This is a genomic window from Paenibacillus harenae (assembly GCF_030812415.1).
Classification (GTDB): Bacteria; Bacillota; Bacilli; order Paenibacillales; family Paenibacillaceae; genus Pristimantibacillus; species Pristimantibacillus harenae_A.
Genome location: NZ_JAUSST010000007.1, coordinates 1 through 20,146, shown reverse-complemented (window position 1 = coordinate 20,146; position 20,146 = coordinate 1). Strand labels below are relative to the sequence as shown.

General features: G+C 42.1%; 26 protein-coding genes. 22 read left to right on the top strand and 4 right to left on the bottom strand.

The window, feature by feature from the left end; genetic code table 11:
- Positions 1–116 precede the first annotated feature (116 nt).
- The 5 genes from J2T14_RS23950 to J2T14_RS23930 all read left to right on the top strand — a co-directional run bounded on the left by J2T14_RS23950 (position 117) and on the right by J2T14_RS23930 (position 4,563).
- Positions 117–557: a GNAT family N-acetyltransferase gene (locus J2T14_RS23950; protein ID WP_307474896.1), complete on the top strand. Its 441-nt coding sequence runs from the start codon at positions 117–119 to the stop codon at positions 555–557.
- 156 nt (positions 558–713) lie between these two features.
- Positions 714–968, top strand: coding sequence for a hypothetical protein (locus J2T14_RS23945; protein ID WP_307474894.1), 255 nt, complete (start codon positions 714–716; stop codon positions 966–968).
- A 312-nt stretch (positions 969–1,280) separates the two neighbouring features.
- Positions 1,281–1,976 (top strand): CTP synthase C-terminal region-related (seleno)protein, encoded by a 696-nt coding sequence (locus tag J2T14_RS23940; protein WP_307474892.1) that lies wholly within the window; start codon positions 1,281–1,283, stop codon positions 1,974–1,976.
- Between the two features lie 354 nt (positions 1,977–2,330).
- Positions 2,331–3,899: a class I adenylate-forming enzyme family protein gene (locus J2T14_RS23935; RefSeq protein WP_307474890.1), complete on the top strand. Its 1,569-nt coding sequence runs from the start codon at positions 2,331–2,333 to the stop codon at positions 3,897–3,899.
- Positions 3,900–4,053: 154 nt separating this feature from the next.
- A complete protein-coding gene (locus J2T14_RS23930) occupies positions 4,054–4,563 on the top strand; it encodes a hypothetical protein (RefSeq protein WP_307205319.1) in 510 nt (169 codons plus the stop codon).
- Between the two features lie 1,712 nt (positions 4,564–6,275).
- Here J2T14_RS23930 and J2T14_RS23925 read toward each other — a convergent pair.
- Positions 6,276–6,725 (bottom strand): hypothetical protein, encoded by a 450-nt coding sequence (locus J2T14_RS23925; RefSeq protein WP_307205320.1) that lies wholly within the window; start codon positions 6,723–6,725, stop codon positions 6,276–6,278.
- Between the two features lie 171 nt (positions 6,726–6,896).
- Here J2T14_RS23925 and J2T14_RS23920 point away from each other — a divergent pair, with 171 nt between their 5' ends.
- From J2T14_RS23920 to J2T14_RS23890, 7 genes are all read left to right on the top strand, one after another.
- The gene (locus J2T14_RS23920) at positions 6,897–7,283 is read left to right on the top strand and encodes a hypothetical protein (protein ID WP_307474888.1); all 387 of its coding nucleotides are present in this window, start codon (positions 6,897–6,899) and stop codon (positions 7,281–7,283) included.
- A gap of 241 nt (positions 7,284–7,524) precedes the next feature.
- Positions 7,525–7,671, top strand: coding sequence for a hypothetical protein (locus J2T14_RS23915; protein ID WP_307474886.1), 147 nt, complete (start codon positions 7,525–7,527; stop codon positions 7,669–7,671).
- A 555-nt stretch (positions 7,672–8,226) separates the two neighbouring features.
- The gene (locus J2T14_RS23910; RefSeq protein WP_307474884.1) at positions 8,227–9,174 is read left to right on the top strand and encodes a helix-turn-helix transcriptional regulator; all 948 of its coding nucleotides are present in this window, start codon (positions 8,227–8,229) and stop codon (positions 9,172–9,174) included.
- A gap of 68 nt (positions 9,175–9,242) precedes the next feature.
- The gene (locus J2T14_RS23905) at positions 9,243–9,785 is read left to right on the top strand and encodes a DinB family protein (protein ID WP_307474882.1); all 543 of its coding nucleotides are present in this window, start codon (positions 9,243–9,245) and stop codon (positions 9,783–9,785) included.
- A 14-nt stretch (positions 9,786–9,799) separates the two neighbouring features.
- Positions 9,800–10,324: an EVE domain-containing protein gene (locus tag J2T14_RS23900; protein WP_307474879.1), complete on the top strand. Its 525-nt coding sequence runs from the start codon at positions 9,800–9,802 to the stop codon at positions 10,322–10,324.
- Positions 10,325–10,824: 500 nt separating this feature from the next.
- Positions 10,825–10,983: a hypothetical protein gene (locus tag J2T14_RS23895; RefSeq protein WP_169091743.1), complete on the top strand. Its 159-nt coding sequence runs from the start codon at positions 10,825–10,827 to the stop codon at positions 10,981–10,983.
- 247 nt (positions 10,984–11,230) lie between these two features.
- Positions 11,231–11,806, top strand: coding sequence for a dihydrofolate reductase family protein (locus J2T14_RS23890; RefSeq protein ID WP_307474877.1), 576 nt, complete (start codon positions 11,231–11,233; stop codon positions 11,804–11,806).
- Between the two features lie 60 nt (positions 11,807–11,866).
- Here J2T14_RS23890 and J2T14_RS23885 read toward each other — a convergent pair whose 3' ends face one another.
- Positions 11,867–12,082 carry a hypothetical protein gene (locus J2T14_RS23885; protein ID WP_307205331.1) on the bottom strand — a complete coding sequence of 72 codons (216 nt, stop codon included), beginning with the start codon at positions 12,080–12,082 and terminating at the stop codon, positions 11,867–11,869.
- Between the two features lie 372 nt (positions 12,083–12,454).
- Here J2T14_RS23885 and J2T14_RS23880 point away from each other — a divergent pair, with 372 nt between their 5' ends.
- The 5 genes from J2T14_RS23880 to J2T14_RS23860 all read left to right on the top strand — a co-directional run bounded on the left by J2T14_RS23880 (position 12,455) and on the right by J2T14_RS23860 (position 15,906).
- Positions 12,455–13,045, top strand: a complete 591-nt coding sequence (locus tag J2T14_RS23880) for a chloramphenicol phosphotransferase CPT family protein (protein WP_307474875.1) — start codon at positions 12,455–12,457, stop codon at positions 13,043–13,045.
- A gap of 246 nt (positions 13,046–13,291) precedes the next feature.
- On the top strand, positions 13,292–13,489 hold the full coding sequence (locus J2T14_RS23875; protein WP_307474873.1) for a hypothetical protein: 198 nt from the start codon (positions 13,292–13,294) through the stop codon (positions 13,487–13,489).
- The gene (locus tag J2T14_RS23870; protein WP_307474872.1) at positions 13,486–14,679 is read left to right on the top strand and encodes a winged helix-turn-helix domain-containing protein; all 1,194 of its coding nucleotides are present in this window, start codon (positions 13,486–13,488) and stop codon (positions 14,677–14,679) included. Before J2T14_RS23875 ends, J2T14_RS23870 begins: the two co-directional genes overlap by 4 nt.
- 373 nt (positions 14,680–15,052) lie before the next feature.
- Complete coding sequence (locus tag J2T14_RS23865; RefSeq protein ID WP_307474870.1) at positions 15,053–15,505, top strand: GNAT family N-acetyltransferase; 453 nt, start codon at positions 15,053–15,055, stop codon at positions 15,503–15,505.
- Positions 15,506–15,543: 38 nt separating this feature from the next.
- Positions 15,544–15,906 carry a hypothetical protein gene (locus J2T14_RS23860; RefSeq protein WP_307205337.1) on the top strand — a complete coding sequence of 121 codons (363 nt, stop codon included), beginning with the start codon at positions 15,544–15,546 and terminating at the stop codon, positions 15,904–15,906.
- A 163-nt stretch (positions 15,907–16,069) separates the two neighbouring features.
- On the opposite strand, the gene J2T14_RS23855 is transcribed toward J2T14_RS23860, so the two are convergent.
- Entirely contained in the window at positions 16,070–16,474 is a 405-nt protein-coding gene (locus J2T14_RS23855) for a hypothetical protein (RefSeq protein WP_307474868.1), read from the bottom strand.
- Positions 16,475–16,771: 297 nt separating this feature from the next.
- On the opposite strand from J2T14_RS23855, the gene J2T14_RS23850 reads away from it, so the two are divergent.
- The 5 genes from J2T14_RS23850 (at position 16,772) to J2T14_RS23830 (ending at position 19,241) form a co-directional block, all read left to right on the top strand.
- On the top strand, positions 16,772–17,203 hold the full coding sequence (locus tag J2T14_RS23850; protein ID WP_307474866.1) for a pentapeptide repeat-containing protein: 432 nt from the start codon (positions 16,772–16,774) through the stop codon (positions 17,201–17,203).
- A 152-nt stretch (positions 17,204–17,355) separates the two neighbouring features.
- Positions 17,356–17,736 (top strand): hypothetical protein, encoded by a 381-nt coding sequence (locus J2T14_RS23845; protein ID WP_307474864.1) that lies wholly within the window; start codon positions 17,356–17,358, stop codon positions 17,734–17,736.
- 122 nt (positions 17,737–17,858) lie between these two features.
- Entirely contained in the window at positions 17,859–18,251 is a 393-nt protein-coding gene (locus tag J2T14_RS23840; protein WP_307474862.1) for a hypothetical protein, read from the top strand.
- 310 nt (positions 18,252–18,561) lie between these two features.
- Positions 18,562–19,035: a DUF2975 domain-containing protein gene (locus J2T14_RS23835; protein WP_307474860.1), complete on the top strand. Its 474-nt coding sequence runs from the start codon at positions 18,562–18,564 to the stop codon at positions 19,033–19,035.
- Positions 19,032–19,241, top strand: a complete 210-nt coding sequence (locus J2T14_RS23830; RefSeq protein ID WP_307474858.1) for a helix-turn-helix domain-containing protein — start codon at positions 19,032–19,034, stop codon at positions 19,239–19,241. The genes J2T14_RS23835 and J2T14_RS23830 overlap by 4 nt, the downstream gene beginning before the upstream one ends.
- 339 nt (positions 19,242–19,580) lie before the next feature.
- On the opposite strand, the gene J2T14_RS23825 is transcribed toward J2T14_RS23830, so the two are convergent.
- Positions 19,581–19,796: a hypothetical protein gene (locus J2T14_RS23825; RefSeq protein ID WP_307474856.1), complete on the bottom strand. Its 216-nt coding sequence runs from the start codon at positions 19,794–19,796 to the stop codon at positions 19,581–19,583.
- Between the last annotated feature and the right edge of the window lie 350 nt (positions 19,797–20,146).

Sequence of the window (20,146 nt, the reverse complement as noted above, 5' to 3'; positions counted from 1 at the left end):
AAACACGGAAGCAGCCGACCACAATGGTCGGCAGCTTCATTACGCTAACTGGCAGTTATCTTCAATAACCTCAAAATGTTTAGTTAGATTCGTGAGTTATATTCTGGAAAGCGGTGATGCCGAAAATGCAAGTTATAAGGGAGTTTTCAATTAGTGATATTGAAACGATAACCGAATTGATGAGTGATTTAGCCCATCCTGCATCAAAAGAACAGATGCAAAAAAGATTGGAGAAAATAACCTCAAATCCAATGTATTGTACTTTTGTGGCTGAACGCGAAGGAAAAGTGGTTGGAATGGTTGGCCTTCGTCAGCTTTACAGCTATGAAGGGGATGATCCTGTAATTCAAATCTCAGCATTGGTTACAAAAACAGAGTATAGAGGGCTAGGAATAGGAAAAGAGCTTATTAAACAAGCAGAAAAATGGGCGAGGGAAAACGGGGCAAACGTTATTGTTCTGACTAGCGGCAATAGACCAGAACATGAAGAGGCACATCAATTCTATAAACATTTAGGTTACACCGTTTCTGGTTTTCGGTTTTCGAAAAGACTCTAGGGCATTAAACTAACTGGGAACGTTAGTTCAATCAAGAACAAAGGCAATTGACCAAAATGATGGGTTGCTTTTTCTACGCTAATGGGAAGGATAATTCATCTGGTCACCGAATACTTAACTCAGGTTTTAGGTCGTAAAATGATAAGGGTGATTTAATTGCCAAATGATTACGTATGGGGAATTTTCGTTGCTGATGGTTCAATTGGTTTTCCAAATTTCTTTCCAATAGGTATTTACACCACACGTGAGTTAGCTATCAAAGAAGTGGAAGCCTTGCCAAGAGAGCACAACTATCAAATACTTCGAATGCCGCTAAATAATAACTTCGCATATTACCATAAAATGAATGGTAAATTGGTTGGGATGGATTCGATCCATCATGAACATTTTCATTTCAAAGATGAAAGTTAAACCAATTGGTTGTTACGCTAACGGAGAACGATAGTTTAACATCGAAAGGGCTGCCATGTGGTAGCCCTTCATTAAGCTCCCTCGTAGAACGTTAGTTCAGAGCATCCAGGAGCAGTTTTGCCACCGCGGCAGTTGCTCCTTCTGTCATTAAGCTATCTGGCAGTAGAGTGGAATAAGAATGTTTTAAAAATGGGGTACGCGAATGTTATTGACTCGGATAACCATTGGTTGACAACGAGCCATTTACGGGATTAAAATTACTCTTTATGTATTTTCATAATGTGTCCCATAATGGAGAGGTGGTAAAAACAAATGATTCGTGTTGGGCTAATCGGTGATTATGATCAAGAGGTCAAAGCACATGAAGCAATCCCCTTGTCTATTGAGTTAGCGGCGAATGATCTCGGATATCAGGTCGATTTCGAATGGATAGCAACGCCTTCGTTGGAACAAGATTTCGAACTGAAGTTGGCAAATTATCAAGCGCTTTGGACAGTACCTGCAAGTCCTTACGCAAGTATGCAAGGTGCGCTTAATGGCATCCGATTTGCTCGTGAACATCAGGTTCCTTTTCTAGGAACCTGCGGCGGCTTTCAACACATGATCATTGAATTTGCCAGAAATATGATGGGACTTTATGAAGCAGATCATGCGGAAGAAAATCCTGGTGCCTCCTTAATGTTGGTTGCTCCTCTTACATGCTCTGTGAGTGAAAAAACGCACACTTTCAGACTCACATCAGGTTCAAAGGTTGCGACATTTTATGGCAAAGACGAAATCACTGAACAATACGGCATTTGCAATTATGGCTTGAATCCAGAATTTGCTCCTCTGTTAGAACATGCAGGGATGCGCATTGTTGGAGTAGATGAAAATGGTGAAACTCGTATAATGGAGCTTTATCAGCATCCCTTCTTTGTCGGAACACTATTTCAGCCCGAACGCTCTGCTTTTAATAAAATAGTACATCCGTTAATCAAGGCATTTCTCCAAATAGCAATGAAATAAATAACATAAATTTACATAGGTGACCCCTCTTCAGAGGGGTCTTTGTTAATAGAATTTATTAAAGGTTAAAGAGTGTACCCAATTAAACAAATGTAAATTTTTGTATTGAACTAACGTGGAACGATAGTTGAACACCGAAAGGGCTGCCGCGTGTTAGCCCTTCGTTACGCTAACTGGCAGTTTAGCTCAATATCATACGCGGAAACCGATCTCCTGGTAGAAGAACGATTTATCAGGGGAATTGATGAAAATGATTGGAATAACTAATTCCTAATACTTCCAGATACGTGGTATTCTATTCATAATCCGAGTTTTCATACCTGATTTAAAGTAGGAATATTGGGGGGCGATAACATGATTCTATCTGAACGATTGCCATTGGCAGCAAGTTTGTACCCTGAGGCGCCAGCGCTTTTGAGTCACGGGCAGATTATAAATTATGGGGAACTTCATCGACTCGCTGAACAGCTCAGCCATGATCTGTATGACGAGGGTCTCCGGCCCGGTGATCGACTTGCTCTTCTCGGGGATCCTAATCCCCAACTTGTTCTAGCGCTTTATGCCGCGGTAGGGATCGGTGTTATCCCACTTGTGCTGTCCCCTTTGCTAACTGTAACCGAGATAGCAGCCATTCTTGAGGATGCTGAACCGCACATGCTCATCCATGACAATCGTTACTCCGATACCGCTAACTACACGATACAACTTCTCTCGAATCCTCCGAAGCTGTTCAGGACGAAAGAAGGTTCGAGTTCTACTTCGCTGAATTCTCCTTTACGGAAGAAGCTTGAGCCGCCTCCAGTTGGTACTTGCAAGCGAAGTGCAGACGATACAGCCGTTCTGATCTACACTGGCGGAACAACAGGCATACCGAAGGGGGTAATGCATTCGCATAACGGAATGGCAGCCTGGAATCAATTTACTCCTTCCGCAGGTTTCGGTTATGATATCGGACGTCGTGTACTGGTGCTCAATATATCGCATCTCGTTGGGCAGTTCCAGCTGTGGGCGACAATGGCTGCAGGAGGATGTCTGGCCTTTCTGGACGAGTATCCAGCAAACCGTATACTGGAGTCCGTGGAACGCGATCAAATTACGCATCTCAGCACTGTCGGCCAGTTACTTCGCGACCTCACTCGAGAGGCGTCCTCAACCGGCAGGGATATGCGAAGTCTGAAGGTGATCGGTTGCGGAGGGTCCGTCATTGCACCGGAAACCCTACTGGACGCGATAGCGCAATTCCCGGGAGCATTGATTGTCAACAATTATTCGCAAGCGGAATGCGGAATGTCTATCAGCCGATCTTTTCCCATCCAGCATCAAGACGATCCGATTCGCCTTCGATCAGTAGGTCGTCCATCCGATCTAGCTGACCAGGGTGAAAAGGCCTTCCATGTTCGGATTATTGCCGGTGACGGTCGGGAGGCAGCAGTTAATGAGCCCGGTGAAATAGTTGTTCGCGGCGCGCAGACTATGATCGGGTATTGGCGCCAACCGAAGGCCTCTAACGAAGCGATGCCCGACGGCTGGGTTCGGACCGGGGACGTTGGCTATATGGATACCGATGGTTATCTTTATGTATTGGATCGCCTGAAGGATATGGTAATAGTAGGCGGTTCAAACGTGTATTGTGCTGAAGTGGAGCAGGTGATCGCAAACCATGAAATGGTTAGTGATGCGGCCGTGATCGGACTTCCACTTCTCTGTGAAGGTGAGACGCTCGTCGCTTGCGTAATTCTGCGGGATGGCGGTAGCTTGAATCTGGCACAGTTGCAAGCGTTTTGTGAACCAAGTCTCGCACGGCACAAATGGCCATCTCATTTATTCATCCTAGATACTTTGCCTCGAACGGCCGTGGATAAGGTGGACAAAAAGCAGCTGCGTAAGCAACTATCCTTATGTTTATCCGAAGAGTTACGCTAACGGGAGACAATAGATTAACAATTACCTGAACGAGGCTGCCGGCATAATCGGCAGCCTCGCTGAGCTAACTGGCAGGATAACGCAACTTTCGCCTATATATATAGTCCTAATTTATGGAATATCTACCAATTATGTAACCGAGGTGGTGAGAACAATGAAAATGACCATTATTTCCTTCATTTTTATACTTGCAATTACTGGGTGTAGTTCTGGTGCCAAACATATTACAAATACTGATTCCGTTGCAGAAATGGCGGTAGCGTCGGTGGCGTCAGATGATTCTGAACTGAGGGCAGATGAAAAGCAAAAATACTCATTGATTTCAAATGTTACCTTTCATGTATTAAAGCAAGAATACCTTAAGAATGAAGATAAAACCAACTCCAATGTAAGTGTTTTATACAGGGTGTATCAAAAATTTAATGGTTCTAATGACAACATTTCTGACCAATTTGAAAGTGTTACCATACCACATATAGTGAAGAGTACATTGGAAGCAAAACTTCATTTAAAAGAAAACGACTCTAAATGGCTAAGATTGAAGGCTTCAACTATTGTAAGTCAACAGGTATTAGACCAATGGACACAAGAGAACTATAAAGCAGAAATGGAATATTGGGAACAATCGAAACAAGGTTTGACATTTGAACAATTGATTAAGTGAATAAATTTGGTTTTCATCATTCAACTAACGGGTACGATAGCTCAAACACGACATGACGGCAGCCGGCAATACGATCGGTTGCCTTTGTTCGTTGAAATAACTGGCAGAATAGCTTAGAAAACTTAAAAAGCTTTGAAACTATAAAACTAGTTTTTGCGTCACAAACAGAGTAACCAATCGAAGCAGGGGGCTTTTTTCACTTATTTCACAGTACCCTTTAGCATAAAACTTCTTAATCGGATTACAACCATGTATTTCAATACCCCTATTTTTAATTTTCACTTTCTTGACTACGATTATATTCTTCTTCATGTTGTATTTTATTAACAGGAAGCATTCTCGTAAAGAATTCCTTGATCACTCTAAGATCGCATTGGATATAATCAGATTCATTTTTGTTGTCATTGTAACAATAAGCGCTGTAACAGGAAACCTTATTAATGACCTTAGCTTTTTTACTCAAATGATTCCTGATTTCAAAAATGATACTAATTTGGAGGAAGTAAGAAGTTATTTCCGACTCACTTTCCAGATCCTTGCTATTCCCTTTGTATTCTCTAGTACTTTACTTAGAATTTGCAGTCGACTGGCTGTTGTTAAAAAAATAACAGTCTGTAGAGTATGTGCATTTGGTCCTTCAATTTCGGTTGGAGTTCGATACACGAAGGGCCGACGTGAACAATTAGAGGCAGTGACGAGTTTGTTCTTTTCTAGACTGGGACTAAATTTCTCAAATTAAAACACACTGAGCTACCAAAGGAAATAGAAGGAAATGAATCTTCGTATCTAGAAGACATACAGACTGTGCGCATGACGCGGCAGACTGTATGGAAAGTCTTGAAATAGGGGGATAAGCTTGATGCGAAATCAAGGCAGAATTGCGTTTCTGTGGATGAATTACTTTTTGTTAGGGATAAGCGTTTTGTTTTATATTGTTCTCCTGCGGGCACCGAGCGTCTTTTTGGAGGGAGCTGCTGCCGGAATGATTGTGTATGGTGGATGTTACGGGTTGATCCGTATCGGGTGGCAGAGGGTTGTCAGAGGGGCGCTGCTTGCAGTATTCTTTTCCATATTTGCTTTTGCATTGTACACAGTATGGTATGTTCTACAGAAGCTCTAGTATCTGCATAACGGTAAAGCTTCATCACTCCTTGTAAAAGCCCTCTTCAGTATGCAAGAACGTAAGAGGGCTTTCGCTTTAAGCTGCAACGCTTCATGAATTGTGGGGTTAAACTCAAGCTAGAGCTCTTATCCTCGGATGCCAAGTCGGTCTTGCTAACGCACAGCTGTATCCGGCTGGAGCATCCGGAGCTGGCCGCAATCGCCCTTCGTCATCGCAATTCGTTTGCGCAAGTCTTTTTGCGCTGCATTTGAAGCGCGGGTGCCTATTAGTAATGAGAATTATAGAGACTATAAGAAATTTGCTGGCCAACTTGAGTCTAAAGATGAAATGGTTAAACAATAAGGTGTAATGTATCTAAGTTCCTTGGTATTTATGAAAATAGTTTTAATGATTAAAGTTTATAATTCAACAACACATCGTTACGCTCCCTCGAAATGATTCAGTTTCCTAACCCAGACTCATGAATTCGCAGGATTTCACCCTCGTGTAATTGTGAGAGATGAAGAAATGTGGGGCCGAGCCCTTTTGCGTAACATCTCCCGATACTCCGTGCTTCTTGTCATCCTGCGAATACATGAGCTGATGAGGATTAATTGGTTTTATGCTGCTTGTGGGCTCGTATTTCAAGCAGCTTCTGTGCATAAGGAATACGCTCAAGAATGAGTTGGAGCTCGTGTTTAATTTGTTCAAGCTGGCGTTGGGCCAGGTCAAATTCTTCGAGCAATTGCCCAAGATGAAGCTTGTAAGCGTGGAGTGCCTGAGTGGTGCCCACACTGGATTTTGCAAGTGAAATGAGTAGTTCAGCGCGTTTAACTCCAGCATGACGCTTCACAAATTGCTTCCAACCATCAAGAACCTGTTCTATGTTTAACCGACTGATCTCTTTCGGTAAAGGAAAGAGTCTGAGTGTAGCGATAGCACTGGTGCAGGTAAGGATTTTAAAGACCTGACGAAGTTCAGGGAAAACAATGTCTACCCAGCGATGAATCTGGTTAACCGCAGCGTTGAGGCGCTTGGTAACCGTTTCTCGGTTTGCCATTAGAATACGCAGTTCCTCGTAAGCTTCGGGATGAAAACGAACAGGGGAACGGGCAGAATAGTTAGATACCATTCAACATGCTTTACCATTAATTCCCTATTTAGGAACATGCAACTATAAGAAAAATGCGTCGTATAAAAGGTAATCAGAATAAAAGAAGGGGGATGTGCAATGAATTTCCGCATGAATATTCTATTTTTAGTTTTTGTGACTTGTATGACTGTTCTATCTGGATGTACTAGCAATGACAGCCAGTCAGAGGGTTCGATTGTTAAAGAAGAAAATACAGTCGGTAAAGAAAATAATATTGAAATACTGGGATTAACAAATGGAAATAGAAAAGTAACTTCGTCTCAGTTGAGTCAAATAACGAAAGATATGACATACAAAGAAATTATATATGCGTTAGGAGACACCAAGGACATTGGTTCTGGATTATATATATTCAGATATGAATATGAAAATGGTGAATACCTCGACTTTAACTTTGGAGGTTATGGGATAATAAGTGAAGAAGACTACCAAGACATTCAAAACATGTTGAATAAAAAACGATAATTCAACTGACCGCCCCCTAAAGGGCGGTTTTCTTTCGGTCATAAAACAACACTAAGATTTAACATAGCCTTTTCTTTAGGCGTTCTGAAATGACTATATTCACCCATCCTCCGCAATCACTATCCTTGGAATTATAACATTAATTAAACCTACGTGTTAAACTAACGGGCAGGTTAACGCAGTGCCATTGTAGAAGAATAAGTCATAAAAGATGCTTAGGAGATTAGGTGGGGGTAAAGAAATGACAGAGCTTGAAAGAAATTTAGTAATCAAACTTTGGAACAGCAACATTTCTGAAGATAAATTTAGAAATGAATTCTTTATGAGTGAGTTTCCTGAGCAGAAAATAATAAAGTTATTAGAAAGAGCACTTGCACACTCGACATGAGGATATCGCAAGAAATCTACAAAAATTAAAATCTCCAGAAAGTATTGAAAGCTTGTATGCAGCTGCACTGTTAAAGTTAGAAAGTTAGAGTTACTTGCTCAATGTGACAATGAAATTATCAGAGGTTTTGTTAAAAAGAGACTTGTGTAGAACAGGAAATACGATACTAAAATTCCAACCCATCGTTCCTTTAACGGAGAACGATAGCACAATGACAACAGGCTGCCGAATTTATCGGCAGCTACTTTATTTTCTTTTCATAGTAAGACGCTCCATGCTGAACGCTTCACGGCTAATTGTCCAAAGAAAATTAAGAATGAGACTGTAAAACAAAGTGTTTTCTTAGTGCTTAGGTTAAGATATGTCCCCTGTTTAAGCATTACATGCTACCCGCGTACGTTCTTTAATTGGTAATTGGAAATGGAATATAATGAGGAGGATGTAGCCCAAGCGAAGGCGCGGGAGCGTCCTTTTTAATTGATCGGGCAGGATAGTTCCAATATAGGATATTGATATTAAATGGACCTGGATGATGGATCAGCGGGGGGAAAGAAAATGAATAAAACCGACCGGCAGCTTGCCATAATGCTTGAACTACAACGGAGCAAGGTATTGAGAGCGGAAGATATGGCTTCTTTATTTGAGACGAGCGTGCGGACGATATATCGAGACATTCAAGCCCTGAGCGAAATGGGGGTCCCAATATTGGGAGCTCCCGGTCAGGGCTATTCCCTGATCGATGGATATTTCCTGCCGCCGGTCAGTTTTTCGGCGGAAGAGACCGTGGCCTTGCTTATGGGAACAGATTTTATCGAACATAGGTTGGATGGTAATTACGGAACTGTGGCTCAGGCTGCCAGACGCAAGATTGAAGCTATTCTGCCGGAGCCAGTGCGAGATGAATCGGCACGCGTTCGGGAAACCATGCGGCTTCTTCACGCTAGTGAACCGTTAACTGGCTTGAAGGAAAAAGACTATCTCGGACAAGTGCGGCGGGCGATTTTGGAGCGGCGAAAAATAAAGATTTCGTACCAGAAAAAAATGCCGGAATCGGACGGCAATAGGAAGAGTATGCGTGAGGTCGATCCGTACGGACTGGCGCTCGTTCAGGGCAATTGGATCTTGATCGGACGCTGCGACCTGCGGCAGGATATCCGCCATTTCCGCTTGTCGCGAATGACTGAGCTAGTCGTGTTGGATAAGTACTTTGTTATGCCGTATGGCTTTAACTTGAGCCATTACCGTCCGCCAGATGACCGCAACGAACGCGTGCTGATTCGGGCCAATCCAGAAATAGCCGATAAAATCGTCGAGACCGGTAATTTTTATATGGAAGCGGTCGAGGAGCGGATAGACGGTGTTTGGTTCCACTTTCGCGTTCGAACGCCGGAGGAATTGCTGCATCTTATCCTTAGTTGGGGAGGAGACGTCGAGGTTGTGGAACCGAAGTCTTTACGCTGCCGGATTCGGGAAGAGGCCGAAAAAATTTTAAAACGCTACTGACATGCTGTTGTCAGGAGCGTTTTTTTATACTGGGATTATACCCAGGATGAATGAGGAGTGTTGTTTATATGAGAAGTACAGCAGAAGCATTGCAGGCGTTTGAAGCGACGGTTGGACGGTATTTAGTTGAACTGGAAAACCTCGATATGGAGCAACTACATGCAAAGCCGAACGAGGAGGAATGGTCGATTGGGCAAATGTATATGCATTTGATTCAGTCGGCTCAATTCATGCATCTGCGTAATGTTGACCAATGTTTGGCGGGAAGCGAAGCTGTGCTTAGGAGCACGGGGGAAAAAACGGAGAATGGCAAGGCCGCGTTTGAGCTTGGAAGTTTTCCGCCCATTCGGATACGGGTCCCGGCTTCACCACAGTACACACCGCAGCAGCCGGAGTGTAAGGAGCAGCTGATAGAAGGACTTCGTGGCGTAGTGGAACGGATGAAACGTACTGAAATCGCTTTGAGTCAGGCGGTGGAAGGGAATAAAATCCTTCATCCAGGTTTCGGCGCGTTAAACGCTACAGAGTGGTTTTTGCTGGTAGAAATGCATTATAGGCATCATCTATTGCAACTGGAACGTTTACAAAATTTTTTAGAAAATTGCCAATAAGAAAGGGACGGAAGATGCCGAATGAAATAAGCCAGCAAAGCCGTTACTGGATTGGCGTTGTAGCTGCTTCACATGTACAACGAGCTGTACAGGGTGGATTCGCGCAGCTCTGTCATGGCGAAGCTGCACCCCTACGTCGGATGTGTCCTGGTGATTGGCTAATATACTACTCTCCACGGACGGACATGTCGAAAGGGAAGTCGCTCCAATCCATTACCGCCATTGGACAGGTTGCGGATGACAGCGTCTACGAATATCGGATGTTCGAATCTTTTGTGCCATTCCGTCGGGATATCAACTACGTCCCATGTCGAGAAGTAAAGATTGCCGATTTATTGGAACAGCTTACCTTCACAAGTGGCAATCGCAATTGGGGGTATAATTTCCGATATGGCCATTTCGAGATCGGAATCGAAGATTTTCTGACAATCGCTGGTTCAATGCTTGGCGATACGGAAGACTTCCAACATAATTTCCAGTTCCTTAAGGATGGACCAACCGGCGGGTTCTTCGATGAGAACGGCGCCCTCCAATGGTAGCGTGGGTGAAAATATATCTTTAAGCTAACGGAGAACGATAGTTCAATGAATGTTGGAGGACAAGAACATATATGCATAGAGAGCTGTGCGCTGCGCGGCTTTTTCATTTTGCGGATATATGTTCTTGTCAAAAGCGAAAGACAAGAACATATATCCGAAGCCATATTAGGACAAGAACATGTTATCATAGCCGATTTTTTTGGCCGGCAGCCACATCACTCTTGCGTAGTACGATCGTACGTATATAATTGGAAAATTCACAAACAATATATAGGCCAAGCGTTACAGAAAAGATGTAAATACGGAGGAATAAGAAAATGGATGATATTCGTGAAATTCCACAGCCTGACATCCCTGAAATAGAGGAGAGGGAATTCCCAGAGTTTGAACAATCGACTCCGCACCCGGATGACGTGGATACTCAAGTCTGTACCTAGTAGCACACTAAGATGATTTTCATTTCATGGGCCTTTTGGAATTTGATTGCGAAGGAGATAAACATGACTAAGTCGCAAGCTATAGGGAAAGTAGATCAGACCAAAGAAGTTCCTGCTAAATACAGTGAATCAAACGAATTCAACCACGAACGCAATCAAGTAACTAAAGCGCAAAAACAAATGGCATCTCAAGAGACAACGGGAGTACTTGATCAAGCATAAAACGTCTCAAGGATAATGTGTAACAATACAATTTACTACTTTCGACATCCATAACCGATGAAGGAGCTGCCGCGGCAGCTCCTTTTTCCTTTTACATCTTCACAAAACAAGAAATTTTGTACATCTGTACTGGCAGGCATGAAGCTAACGGGAGTTTAACTTAGCAATCCATAGGAAACAATCCAAGCTGAAATGTGCTAAAATGCAACTAATGTAGACATCCCTCATGAACAAAGGAGCACTAAAAATGAGAAAACTCGTTCTATTTTTGCACGCATCGCTTGACGGTTTTGTAGAAGGGCCAAACGGTGCAATGGACATTGGCTGGATTTCCTACGATGGTGATTTAGAGAAATACGCGAAAGAAATTCTAAGTACTGCCGACACCGTCATTTGGGGACGAGGGACTTATCAATTAATGCACGGTTATTGGCCATCTGTGCCTTCGAACCCATCAGCTTCGCAGCATGAACGGAATCATGCCGAGTGGATCGATAAGACAGCAAAAATCGTTTTTTCCACGACGCTGGACAAAGTCGAATGGAACAATTCCAGACTGGTGAAAGAAGATGTCGAGGAAGAGATCAAGAACCTCAAACAGCAGCCAGGCAAGGATATGGTCATCCTCGGCAGTCCTAGGATCGCACACCACCTTATGCAGCTTAATTTAATCGATGAGTATAAAATTACGGTTTCTCCCGTCCTGATCGGCAACGGATTGCCGTTATTCCAAGGTCTCAAGGAGAAGGTCAATCTTAAACTTATCGAAAACAAGACCTTTGATTCTGGAGCCATAGGTCTCGTTTACCAGTCGGTTAGATGACCTTTGTCTCCTAAAATAGATTACGCTAACGGGGAACGATAGTTCAATGCAGCCGGGCATCTACTCCACAATCGATTTTAGAGCTTCTGCGGCAATTGTCTTAGCTGCCTCGTTGTTTTGCGCTGAGCTCTTCGCAATAGTTTGGAGCGCTTTCTTTGCGATCTCCAGCTGTGTGGTTAAACGGTCAGCCATTTTGGCGATTTCGATGGTAAAGTCGTCTGTTAATTCACCATTCCCTATTAAGACGACCGCAGTAAATTCAAATCTATTCTTCACCTTTGTTCATCTCCTTCAGCTTGATTGCATTGCTGCGTAGTCGGTCCTCCAATAGACGCACGCTGGAATCCGATGCAATTTCCCATTGGACGAATATTTAAATCATAGGCTACCAAATGCTACTTTGTAAATATTCACTCATTTTACCCATCCTCACGGACACGCGGCATCTGCATGTTAAGCTAACGGGAGACGATAGCTCAATGAAAACGAAAAAATGGCAGCCGACATAATGGCTGCCTTTTTCTCACCTAACTGGCAGGATAGTTTAATCGGTTCTCGAATATTTTATCAGTTGGATAATTTAATGAACGTTGTGTATATAACGTTGTCTGAATGATACGCTAATCTTATATGTGAGGGTGAATTCGTTTGAAGCAAGGACTTATTGTGTTTTTGAACGGAACTTCAAGTTCAGGAAAGACTAGTATTTCTATGGAACTAAAAAATCAGAAAGAGATTCCTTTTCATCATTTATCCATAGATGATTTTTTTCGTAATTACTTTGATTTTATTAATAATAAATTTCCAGATATTGAACCTACAAAAGAAGTGGATAATATCGGACAAATAATTTTTGATCCCATAGTCTCAGTATACTATGCAACAATTAAATTGTTTTCAGAAATGGGTTTGAATGTAATCGTCGATACCGTAATCGACAATGACAAGCGGTTTAATGATTATCTTGATGTACTTTTTGATTATCCTACATTATTTGTAGGTGTAATATGCTCGAAAGAAGAACTCACAAGAAGAGAGCAAATCAGAGGAGATCGAGAGATTGGACTAGCAAATTCCCAGTACGACAAAATATATTCTTTTAATGAATATGACCTTGAAGTAAATACTGAAGAGTTGAGTCCAACAGAGTGTGCCGAAAAAATATTAAGTTTTATTATGTCCGATCAGTATTACTCTGCATTTAAAAAATTAAGTAAAAGAGAGATTAGTGTTTCATAGTAAAGCGAATCCATCAGATAACAACATATTCAAGCATTGGGGCTATTGACCCTCGGTCCTTAAGCTAACGGGAAACTTTAGCTCAATACACAACTTAGATGAAGCTGCCGCGGCGATCGGCAGCTTCATTGCTTTAACGGGCAGTATTTTTGACTAGCTCTTGTTTTTATGCTCGAGATAATGGTAACATTTTATGGGAACATGTGTTTGTTTTTTTGTATTTTCCAACGGATAGGGGGAATAGGCGTGGTTGAAATTATTGAAAAAGTGCAATTTTCGGTTATTGGAAAATTAGGAAAGAGGTTTGCTAATGAAGCATCCCAATGGATACCATCATTATGGAAAGAAGCAAATAGTAACTTTATTGAGATAAGCAATCTCGCCAACCATAATCATGTGCAAACGGCTCCCGTTTGTTTCGTTAAGGAGCCGATGTGTACATGATTCAATTGACGAACCGCCAGGCACGACAATTTCTGCTATTGAAGCACGGGTTGTTGGGCGAATATCATTTTACCGGAAAGCAGGGAGTATTGGATTTTGTGCGGCAGGTCGGCTGTATTCAATACGATCCCATCGATGTTTGCGGAAAAAACGCCGAACTGGTGTTGCAGTCGCGAATCAAAGGATTTACCAAGAACATGCTCGCCGAGTTGCTGTATCAAGATAGAATCCTTGTCGATTATCCCGACAAGAACTTGGCCATTATCCCTGTCGAGGACTGGCCGTATTTTGAGCGGTACAGGCAGGCCGCCCGACAACATGCCAAGCGCTATCCCGAAATGGAAGCGTTGATAGAGCAAGTACGAGCTCACATCCAAAATCACGGTGCGCTAAGTTCGGATGATCTAAAATTGGATGGAAATTTCGCTTGGCGATCGGCCATCCATTGGAGCAGCGGAAACAATTCATCCCGGTCGGTGCTGGAGCAGATGTACTCGACAGGCGAGTTGATTATACATCACAAAAAAGGAACGCGTAAATATTACGATATCGCCGGGAAGTACATACAGCCAAATCTGCTGAATGCGCCGGAGCCGCTGGAGGGCGAGCTTGAGCATCACAAGTGGCGAGTACTGCGTCGAATCGGCGCTGTTGGACTTTTATGGAATCGCGCATCCGATGCCTGGCTGAACATATGGGGATTGAAAGCGGAGCAGCGCAACGAGGTTTTCCGCCAACTGTTGCACGAAGCTCGCATTGTTGCTGTTGCCGTGGAACAAATGAAGGATATACTTTATTGTCGCACGGAGGACTTGCCGCTTATTGAAGCCGTTCTGCAAAATCCAGCGCCGAAATGGCGTTGCGAGCTGATTGCCCCACTAGATAATTTCATATGGGACAGAAAACTTATCAACGAATTGTTTGAATTCGATTACACCTGGGAGATTTACACGCCTGCAATCAAACGGAAATTCGGCTATTATGTGTTGCCTCTATTATACGGAGAAAGCCTCATCGGACGAGCCGAGGTAATCGCGGAGCGAAAAGCCGGGACGCTCGTTGTTAAAAACATCTGGTACGAGAACGACATAAAGCAAACAAAGCAATTGCGAACAGCCTTGAACAATTGTTTTCAAAATTTTGCATTATTCAACGGATGCGAGACGATTTCGACAGAGTATATGAACTGATATTTCCAGTTCCCCGGTAACATTTGCCGACAAGTTTCCGCGTACGATCGAATATGGGGTGAATGTATTTGATGGAGTCTATCTCATTAGAAAAATTATACGAGCTATTCATTGATACGATTAAGAACTGTGGAACTTATTTACTAAGTTCAAATGATCCCGTAATTGCATATAACATCTTTGAAGAGTTCGATGTAGGCGCAGTTTCATTTTTACTTCGTAACAATTTACAAACGGGGAACGATAGTTCAATCACGACAAAGCGGAGGCCGGCCATTCGATCGGCTGCCGTTCGTCGTTGAGCTAACTGGCAGGATACTTCCACGAAGATGCAGAAGTAAACTAGGAAAACCCTTTAGTGGAGATGGTTTAAATGAATGAGATTTTAATCCAAAAAGTTAATCATCTGGATACCCGAAAGTTATTATTATTGGTTGAAGAAAGCACGAGTGAAGGATTCCGTCACCTCAAACGATTGGTAAACGACTATGAAACTGGTGTAAATAAATTCGATAAAGATGGGGAGGCGGTCTTTATAGCTTATCAAAACAACGATATTGTTGGAATTTGCGGATTAAATCAAGACCCTTATGCGAATAGCAATGAAGTTGGTCGTGTCCGTAGACTTTATGTCTCGTCAAGAGTACGTCGATTTGGTATTGGGAAAATGTTAATGGATTCGGTTATCGCAGAAGCTAGAAAATGTTATACGATGCTTGTACTAAAAACTGATAACCCGGTTGCCGATGTATTTTACCACTCTATTGGGTTCACGGTTATTACTGATCCAAAAAATGAAACTCATTATCTTCGATTAAATGGCTAAGCTAACGGGACGCTAGATCAACCGGTCGGAGGATTAATATGCACAAATACATTTATTGGCACGCTTTTTTCAAAGTGAACAGAGAGGAAAAAGTGCATAAGCTACTTACAAGATTTAATGAAGTATGTGACATGAAGGGTACTCTAGTTTCGTGTGAACGTTATTGGAAGGACTCCTCCTTATTCGATGTTGTTTTTAGTACACCTTTAAATAAGGACGAAATTGCTGATGCTGTTTTCGCAGCATTAGTCATCTCTCACAAGTTGGCTTATCAATGGGAGGTTACTGGCCCGTACATTTCTGAACCAGGGATGTGGGGATTTCGCGGATTGACCACTAAAACCAAGGTCACTGGGATTGAATGGATCGAGTTTAGGGTGGAGTCCGAGATAAGTGATTGAACTATCGGGGAACTTTAGCTCAACAACAAGACAGCCGCCGACAATACATCGGCAGCCAATTTTGAAGAGAATCTAAATGTTAGGTGACATGAACAAAAACCAACACGATGTTTTAGAAAAGAGCAAAAAGAAAAAACAAGAACTAAAAAGCAACCGCAAATGACTAGACGCTCAATAACTCTTGCCGCTCTAATCTTTCCACCTCATCATCATGTAAAGCTGCTCGACGCTTTAGGAGTTCATATGTCTCGCTCCACTCGTCAGGGTATCTTGTCCATTGAATTCGCTTATTCAGCTCTCCAAGGGCATGCTCTACTCTATTTCTAAATTGTTTCCATACCATCTTAGCTTTGTAATAGTCACCGTTATTACGAGTAGCATTCACTACGTCATAGCAGAGTTTATCTTTTCTGGAAATCTCCATACTGATTTCATCAACTTTAAAAAGAATTTCTTTTTTGAGTTTGGCGTCAATCTCCATAGTTGCGATCATTTCGGCCATAATAGAAATTATATTGTGATTATTTTGAGCTGAGTGATTAATACTTTCAGCGAGTTGGATAGTCATATATTTTTCCCTCCTAGTAACAGGGATAGTTTTATAAGGTGCTGTTACCATTCTGGTTTTATATAATACTGTTCGTTAGAAGGGACTTTTTTTAGTCACTAAGCAAGTGATAAAGAATTAATTCATTTCTGGATTTCGTTGTGTTACTCAACTAACGGGACACGATAGCTTAATAATGACAAAGAGGCAGCCAATCACAACGATTGGCTGCCTCATTATGCTAACGGGCAGCATAGTTTAGTAATTGCAGCGAATTAATAGATCAAGAAATCATTCCATATTATGGGGGTAGCTTGAATGAATGAAACGAATAGTAAATTTTATACAGGGGATTTGACCAATTCCACAATTGAAAATGCCAACTTACATGAGACAACAATTAGGTTTGCAAACATGAAAAACGCTCAAATCATTCATGTTGACTTAACTGGTTCCACGGTCCGAGCGAGTAATCTATCTGAAGTATATCTGGAAGGTAATGCATGGTGGGGTATGCACATGAATCAATGCGATGTTTTTGGATTGAATTTTGATTCTGGAACCTTGGAGGATGCTACGGTCTCCAACTCGGATCTTGTAAATCTGACGATCAATAACTGTCTAATTGATGGTTTAAAAATTAACGGTGTCTCGGTAAAAGAGTTGATTGAGAACCATCCCGATTACCGTTTTAATGGGGAATCGGTCCCCAAAAAGACACTTTATAACGAAGCCAGAAATCGAACTTAATTATTAAGCTATCGGGAGACGATAGTTGAACAAAATAAGGAGTTGTTTGCGGCAGCTGCTCTTTTGTTTATTAAGATAAAGATCAGGGTACAGGAATATCCTTCAGATAATTTGTTAAGCCCAAGTGGATATATGATAAAGGGGGATTGCTTATGAACAAAAACATGTCGATTGAGGAACGATTAAAAATGGCTAAGCTCCAAATACAGGAGGAAAAAAGTTATCTAAGCGACCTTCCCATTGATACAGCGTCAATCTTTCAAATAGTCAAAAAATTTATCGATCAATGGGATCCTTTTGGCCTATTAGCAATTGAGTGCCCCCCAGACGAATACGAATCCGAAATTCGCCGTATTACGATTTATATTACTAAGCATCTCAATGACTTGGACGTGCATGAACTCGAAAAACATATCCGATCAACATTTGAGGATACCTTTGAAGAGGATGTTGTTCAAGACCAAAGGTCGGTTGATGTCACCAATGCAATTTTTACTTCTTTGAAAGAAGGGAAATTCATTTTCCCATGTTGATTTGGACAGCGGAAACCATAAACTACTGAGGGACCAGAAGGGCTGCGCTTGGCTGCCCATCGTTCAGCTAACGGAGTACGATAGATTGCTGAAATGTGTTACAAAAGGAAAGGGAGGTTTTTATGCCAGAGAACGATTCTTCCGTAATTCTGCCGCTAGATAAGTTCGGGAAGTTTATAATGAATAACCTAAGAGACAGGGCAATTGATCATTATGATACGCTCAGTAATGGAAAATGTAAGGCTCCTTCATTGCGACAGATTCAGGCTGAGCTTAATCAATTCAATGAGGAACAAAAAAATATAATACGAACTGTTATCTTTAGCTGTGTAGGCAATGGAATACACGACCTACTCTTTGCATTACAAGAGGCTCATGATAATAATGAAAAGATTGATGTGTTTGTAGATGGGGTGAATGTGGCAGAAGTAAGTGATGGCTTGCAAGGGGAGCTATTTACAAAAAATGGCTGGTATCACCGATTCAGCAAATTCGGACTGATTGGTGAAGAATGATTGCTGTTATTAGGAGCGCTCGTTACGCTAACGGGTACTATAGTTTAACAATCCAACCAGGACGAGGCTGCCGGTATGAAACGGCAGCCTCGTTGAGCTAACGGGCAGAATAGTTTAATCATTTTCGCGAATAACTTCAATAAGTGGGTTCATAAATATGTCCGTATCTCGGATCAAATTTGAAGGAGGAACAAATAAGCCGTATGGCTTCTTCTTTATAAATAACTTGTTGGGCTCAAACAAAGGAATCAATACATTTTTATTGTAAAACGATAAATGAAGTGATAAAATCAAAAATGAGGTGAAATAGATGAATAAAGAGACGCTCTTTTTAAAAGTTGTTCTGGTTGTTATGGCAATTCCTGCATTAGTGATGTGTTTTTATGGACTCCCAGCTATGGTGCATAGTATGATGCCGGATTTCCCGGATATTAAAGTTTATCTTTCCGCTTTGGCTGCGTATGTGGCGTCTATTGCGTATTCATTTACGCTACTTCAGGCATTTAAGCTTCTCAGGTACATCGATACAAATACCGCTTTTTCACAAACCTCTGTTTTAGCGCTTAAGAAAATAAAGCGAGCGGCGGTTGTCGTATCACTCATGTTTGCATGTAATCTCCCGCTTTTCTACTTTGTAGCTGACGGCGCAGACGCACCAGGCGTCATGGTCATCGGGCTATTTATAACCTGTGCTCCAGTCGTAATCGCAGTATTTGCCGCAGTTCTTGAGAAACTGCTCAAAAACGCGATCGAGCTCAAAGAAGAACAGGAGTTGACCGTATGATAGTGGTTAATATTGACGTCATGCTTGCAAAGCGGAAAATGAGCGTTACTGAGCTATCGGAGAAAGTCGGCATTACAATGGCGAACCTGTCGATACTTAAAAACGGAAAAGCGAAAGCCATTCGAATCTCAACACTCGAAGCGATCTGCAAAGCACTTGATTGCCAGCCTGGAGATATTCTAGAGTATCGGCAGAGGATTGAATAAAATAAAAAAACCCGCCGTACGTCGAAGATGTAAGTAATGATGAAGAGTTCGAAAGCTATATCAATCCTAACGACTACATAGCCTTCGCCTTTGAGGCTAACGGCAATATGACACTATACCAAAAGAATAACTCATTAATATTAATGCTTGCTCATGACCATTGTTTTGAGCACATTACACCCCTTGATGGTGGTTATCCGGAATATACAATATACAGAATTAATGATTGTCCAAACTTGTTGCTTGGGTTGAAGAAGTTGCTAAGCAAGAACTAAGTAGATTGATAACACAATGAATGATTAAGCTAACGGGAAACGATAGTTCAATGCAGCCGGGCATCTACTCCACAATCGATTTTAGAGCTTCTGCGGCAATTGTCTTAGCTGCCTCGTTGTTTTGCGCTGAGCTCTTCGCAATAGTTTGGTGCGCTTTCTTTGCGATCTCCAGCTGTGTGGTTAAACGGTCAGCCATTTTGGCGATATCGATGGTAAAGTCGTCTGTAAATTCACCATTCCCTATTAAGACGACCGCAGTAAATTCAAATCTATTCTTCACCTTTGTTCATCTCCTTCAGCTTGATTTCATTGCGGCGTAGTCGGTCCTCTAATAGACGCACGCTGGAATCCGATGCAATTTCCCATTGGACGAATATTTAAATCATAGGCTACCAAATGCTACTTTGTAAATATTCACTCATTTTACCCACCTCACGGACACGCGGCATCTGCATGTTAAGCTAACGAGGGACGTTAGCTCCATCAAACAACCAGGATGAGGCTGCCGAAAAGATCGGTGGCCTCTTTAAGCTATCGGGCAGCATTCCTATAATGAAGAAATACGAGGTTTGAGAAACAAAAAGACTCCTTGGTAAGATGTATATGGGTCCCAGATGCTGGCCAGCGACC

Coding starts and splice junctions, on each gene's coding strand:
- J2T14_RS23860 (WP_307205337.1), top strand. CDS start 15,544: ATGCACAAATACATTTATTGGCACGCTTTTTTCAAAGTGAACAGAGAG.
- J2T14_RS23845 (WP_307474864.1), top strand. CDS start 17,356: ATGAACAAAAACATGTCGATTGAGGAACGATTAAAAATGGCTAAGCTC.
- J2T14_RS23915 (WP_307474886.1), top strand. CDS start 7,525: ATGACAGAGCTTGAAAGAAATTTAGTAATCAAACTTTGGAACAGCAAC.
- J2T14_RS23900 (WP_307474879.1), top strand. CDS start 9,800: ATGCCGAATGAAATAAGCCAGCAAAGCCGTTACTGGATTGGCGTTGTA.
- J2T14_RS23890 (WP_307474877.1), top strand. CDS start 11,231: ATGAGAAAACTCGTTCTATTTTTGCACGCATCGCTTGACGGTTTTGTA.
- J2T14_RS23850 (WP_307474866.1), top strand. CDS start 16,772: ATGAATGAAACGAATAGTAAATTTTATACAGGGGATTTGACCAATTCC.
- J2T14_RS23895 (WP_169091743.1), top strand. CDS start 10,825: ATGACTAAGTCGCAAGCTATAGGGAAAGTAGATCAGACCAAAGAAGTT.
- J2T14_RS23855 (WP_307474868.1), bottom strand. CDS start 16,474: ATGACTATCCAACTCGCTGAAAGTATTAATCACTCAGCTCAAAATAAT.
- J2T14_RS23865 (WP_307474870.1), top strand. CDS start 15,053: ATGAATGAGATTTTAATCCAAAAAGTTAATCATCTGGATACCCGAAAG.
- J2T14_RS23905 (WP_307474882.1), top strand. CDS start 9,243: ATGAGAAGTACAGCAGAAGCATTGCAGGCGTTTGAAGCGACGGTTGGA.
- J2T14_RS23935 (WP_307474890.1), top strand. CDS start 2,331: ATGATTCTATCTGAACGATTGCCATTGGCAGCAAGTTTGTACCCTGAG.
- J2T14_RS23925 (WP_307205320.1), bottom strand. CDS start 6,725: ATGGCAAACCGAGAAACGGTTACCAAGCGCCTCAACGCTGCGGTTAAC.
- J2T14_RS23870 (WP_307474872.1), top strand. CDS start 13,486: ATGATTCAATTGACGAACCGCCAGGCACGACAATTTCTGCTATTGAAG.
- J2T14_RS23950 (WP_307474896.1), top strand. CDS start 117: ATGCCGAAAATGCAAGTTATAAGGGAGTTTTCAATTAGTGATATTGAA.
- J2T14_RS23910 (WP_307474884.1), top strand. CDS start 8,227: ATGAATAAAACCGACCGGCAGCTTGCCATAATGCTTGAACTACAACGG.
- J2T14_RS23830 (WP_307474858.1), top strand. CDS start 19,032: ATGATAGTGGTTAATATTGACGTCATGCTTGCAAAGCGGAAAATGAGC.
- J2T14_RS23840 (WP_307474862.1), top strand. CDS start 17,859: ATGCCAGAGAACGATTCTTCCGTAATTCTGCCGCTAGATAAGTTCGGG.
- J2T14_RS23835 (WP_307474860.1), top strand. CDS start 18,562: ATGAATAAAGAGACGCTCTTTTTAAAAGTTGTTCTGGTTGTTATGGCA.
- J2T14_RS23940 (WP_307474892.1), top strand. CDS start 1,281: ATGATTCGTGTTGGGCTAATCGGTGATTATGATCAAGAGGTCAAAGCA.
- J2T14_RS23930 (WP_307205319.1), top strand. CDS start 4,054: ATGAAAATGACCATTATTTCCTTCATTTTTATACTTGCAATTACTGGG.
- J2T14_RS23920 (WP_307474888.1), top strand. CDS start 6,897: ATGAATTTCCGCATGAATATTCTATTTTTAGTTTTTGTGACTTGTATG.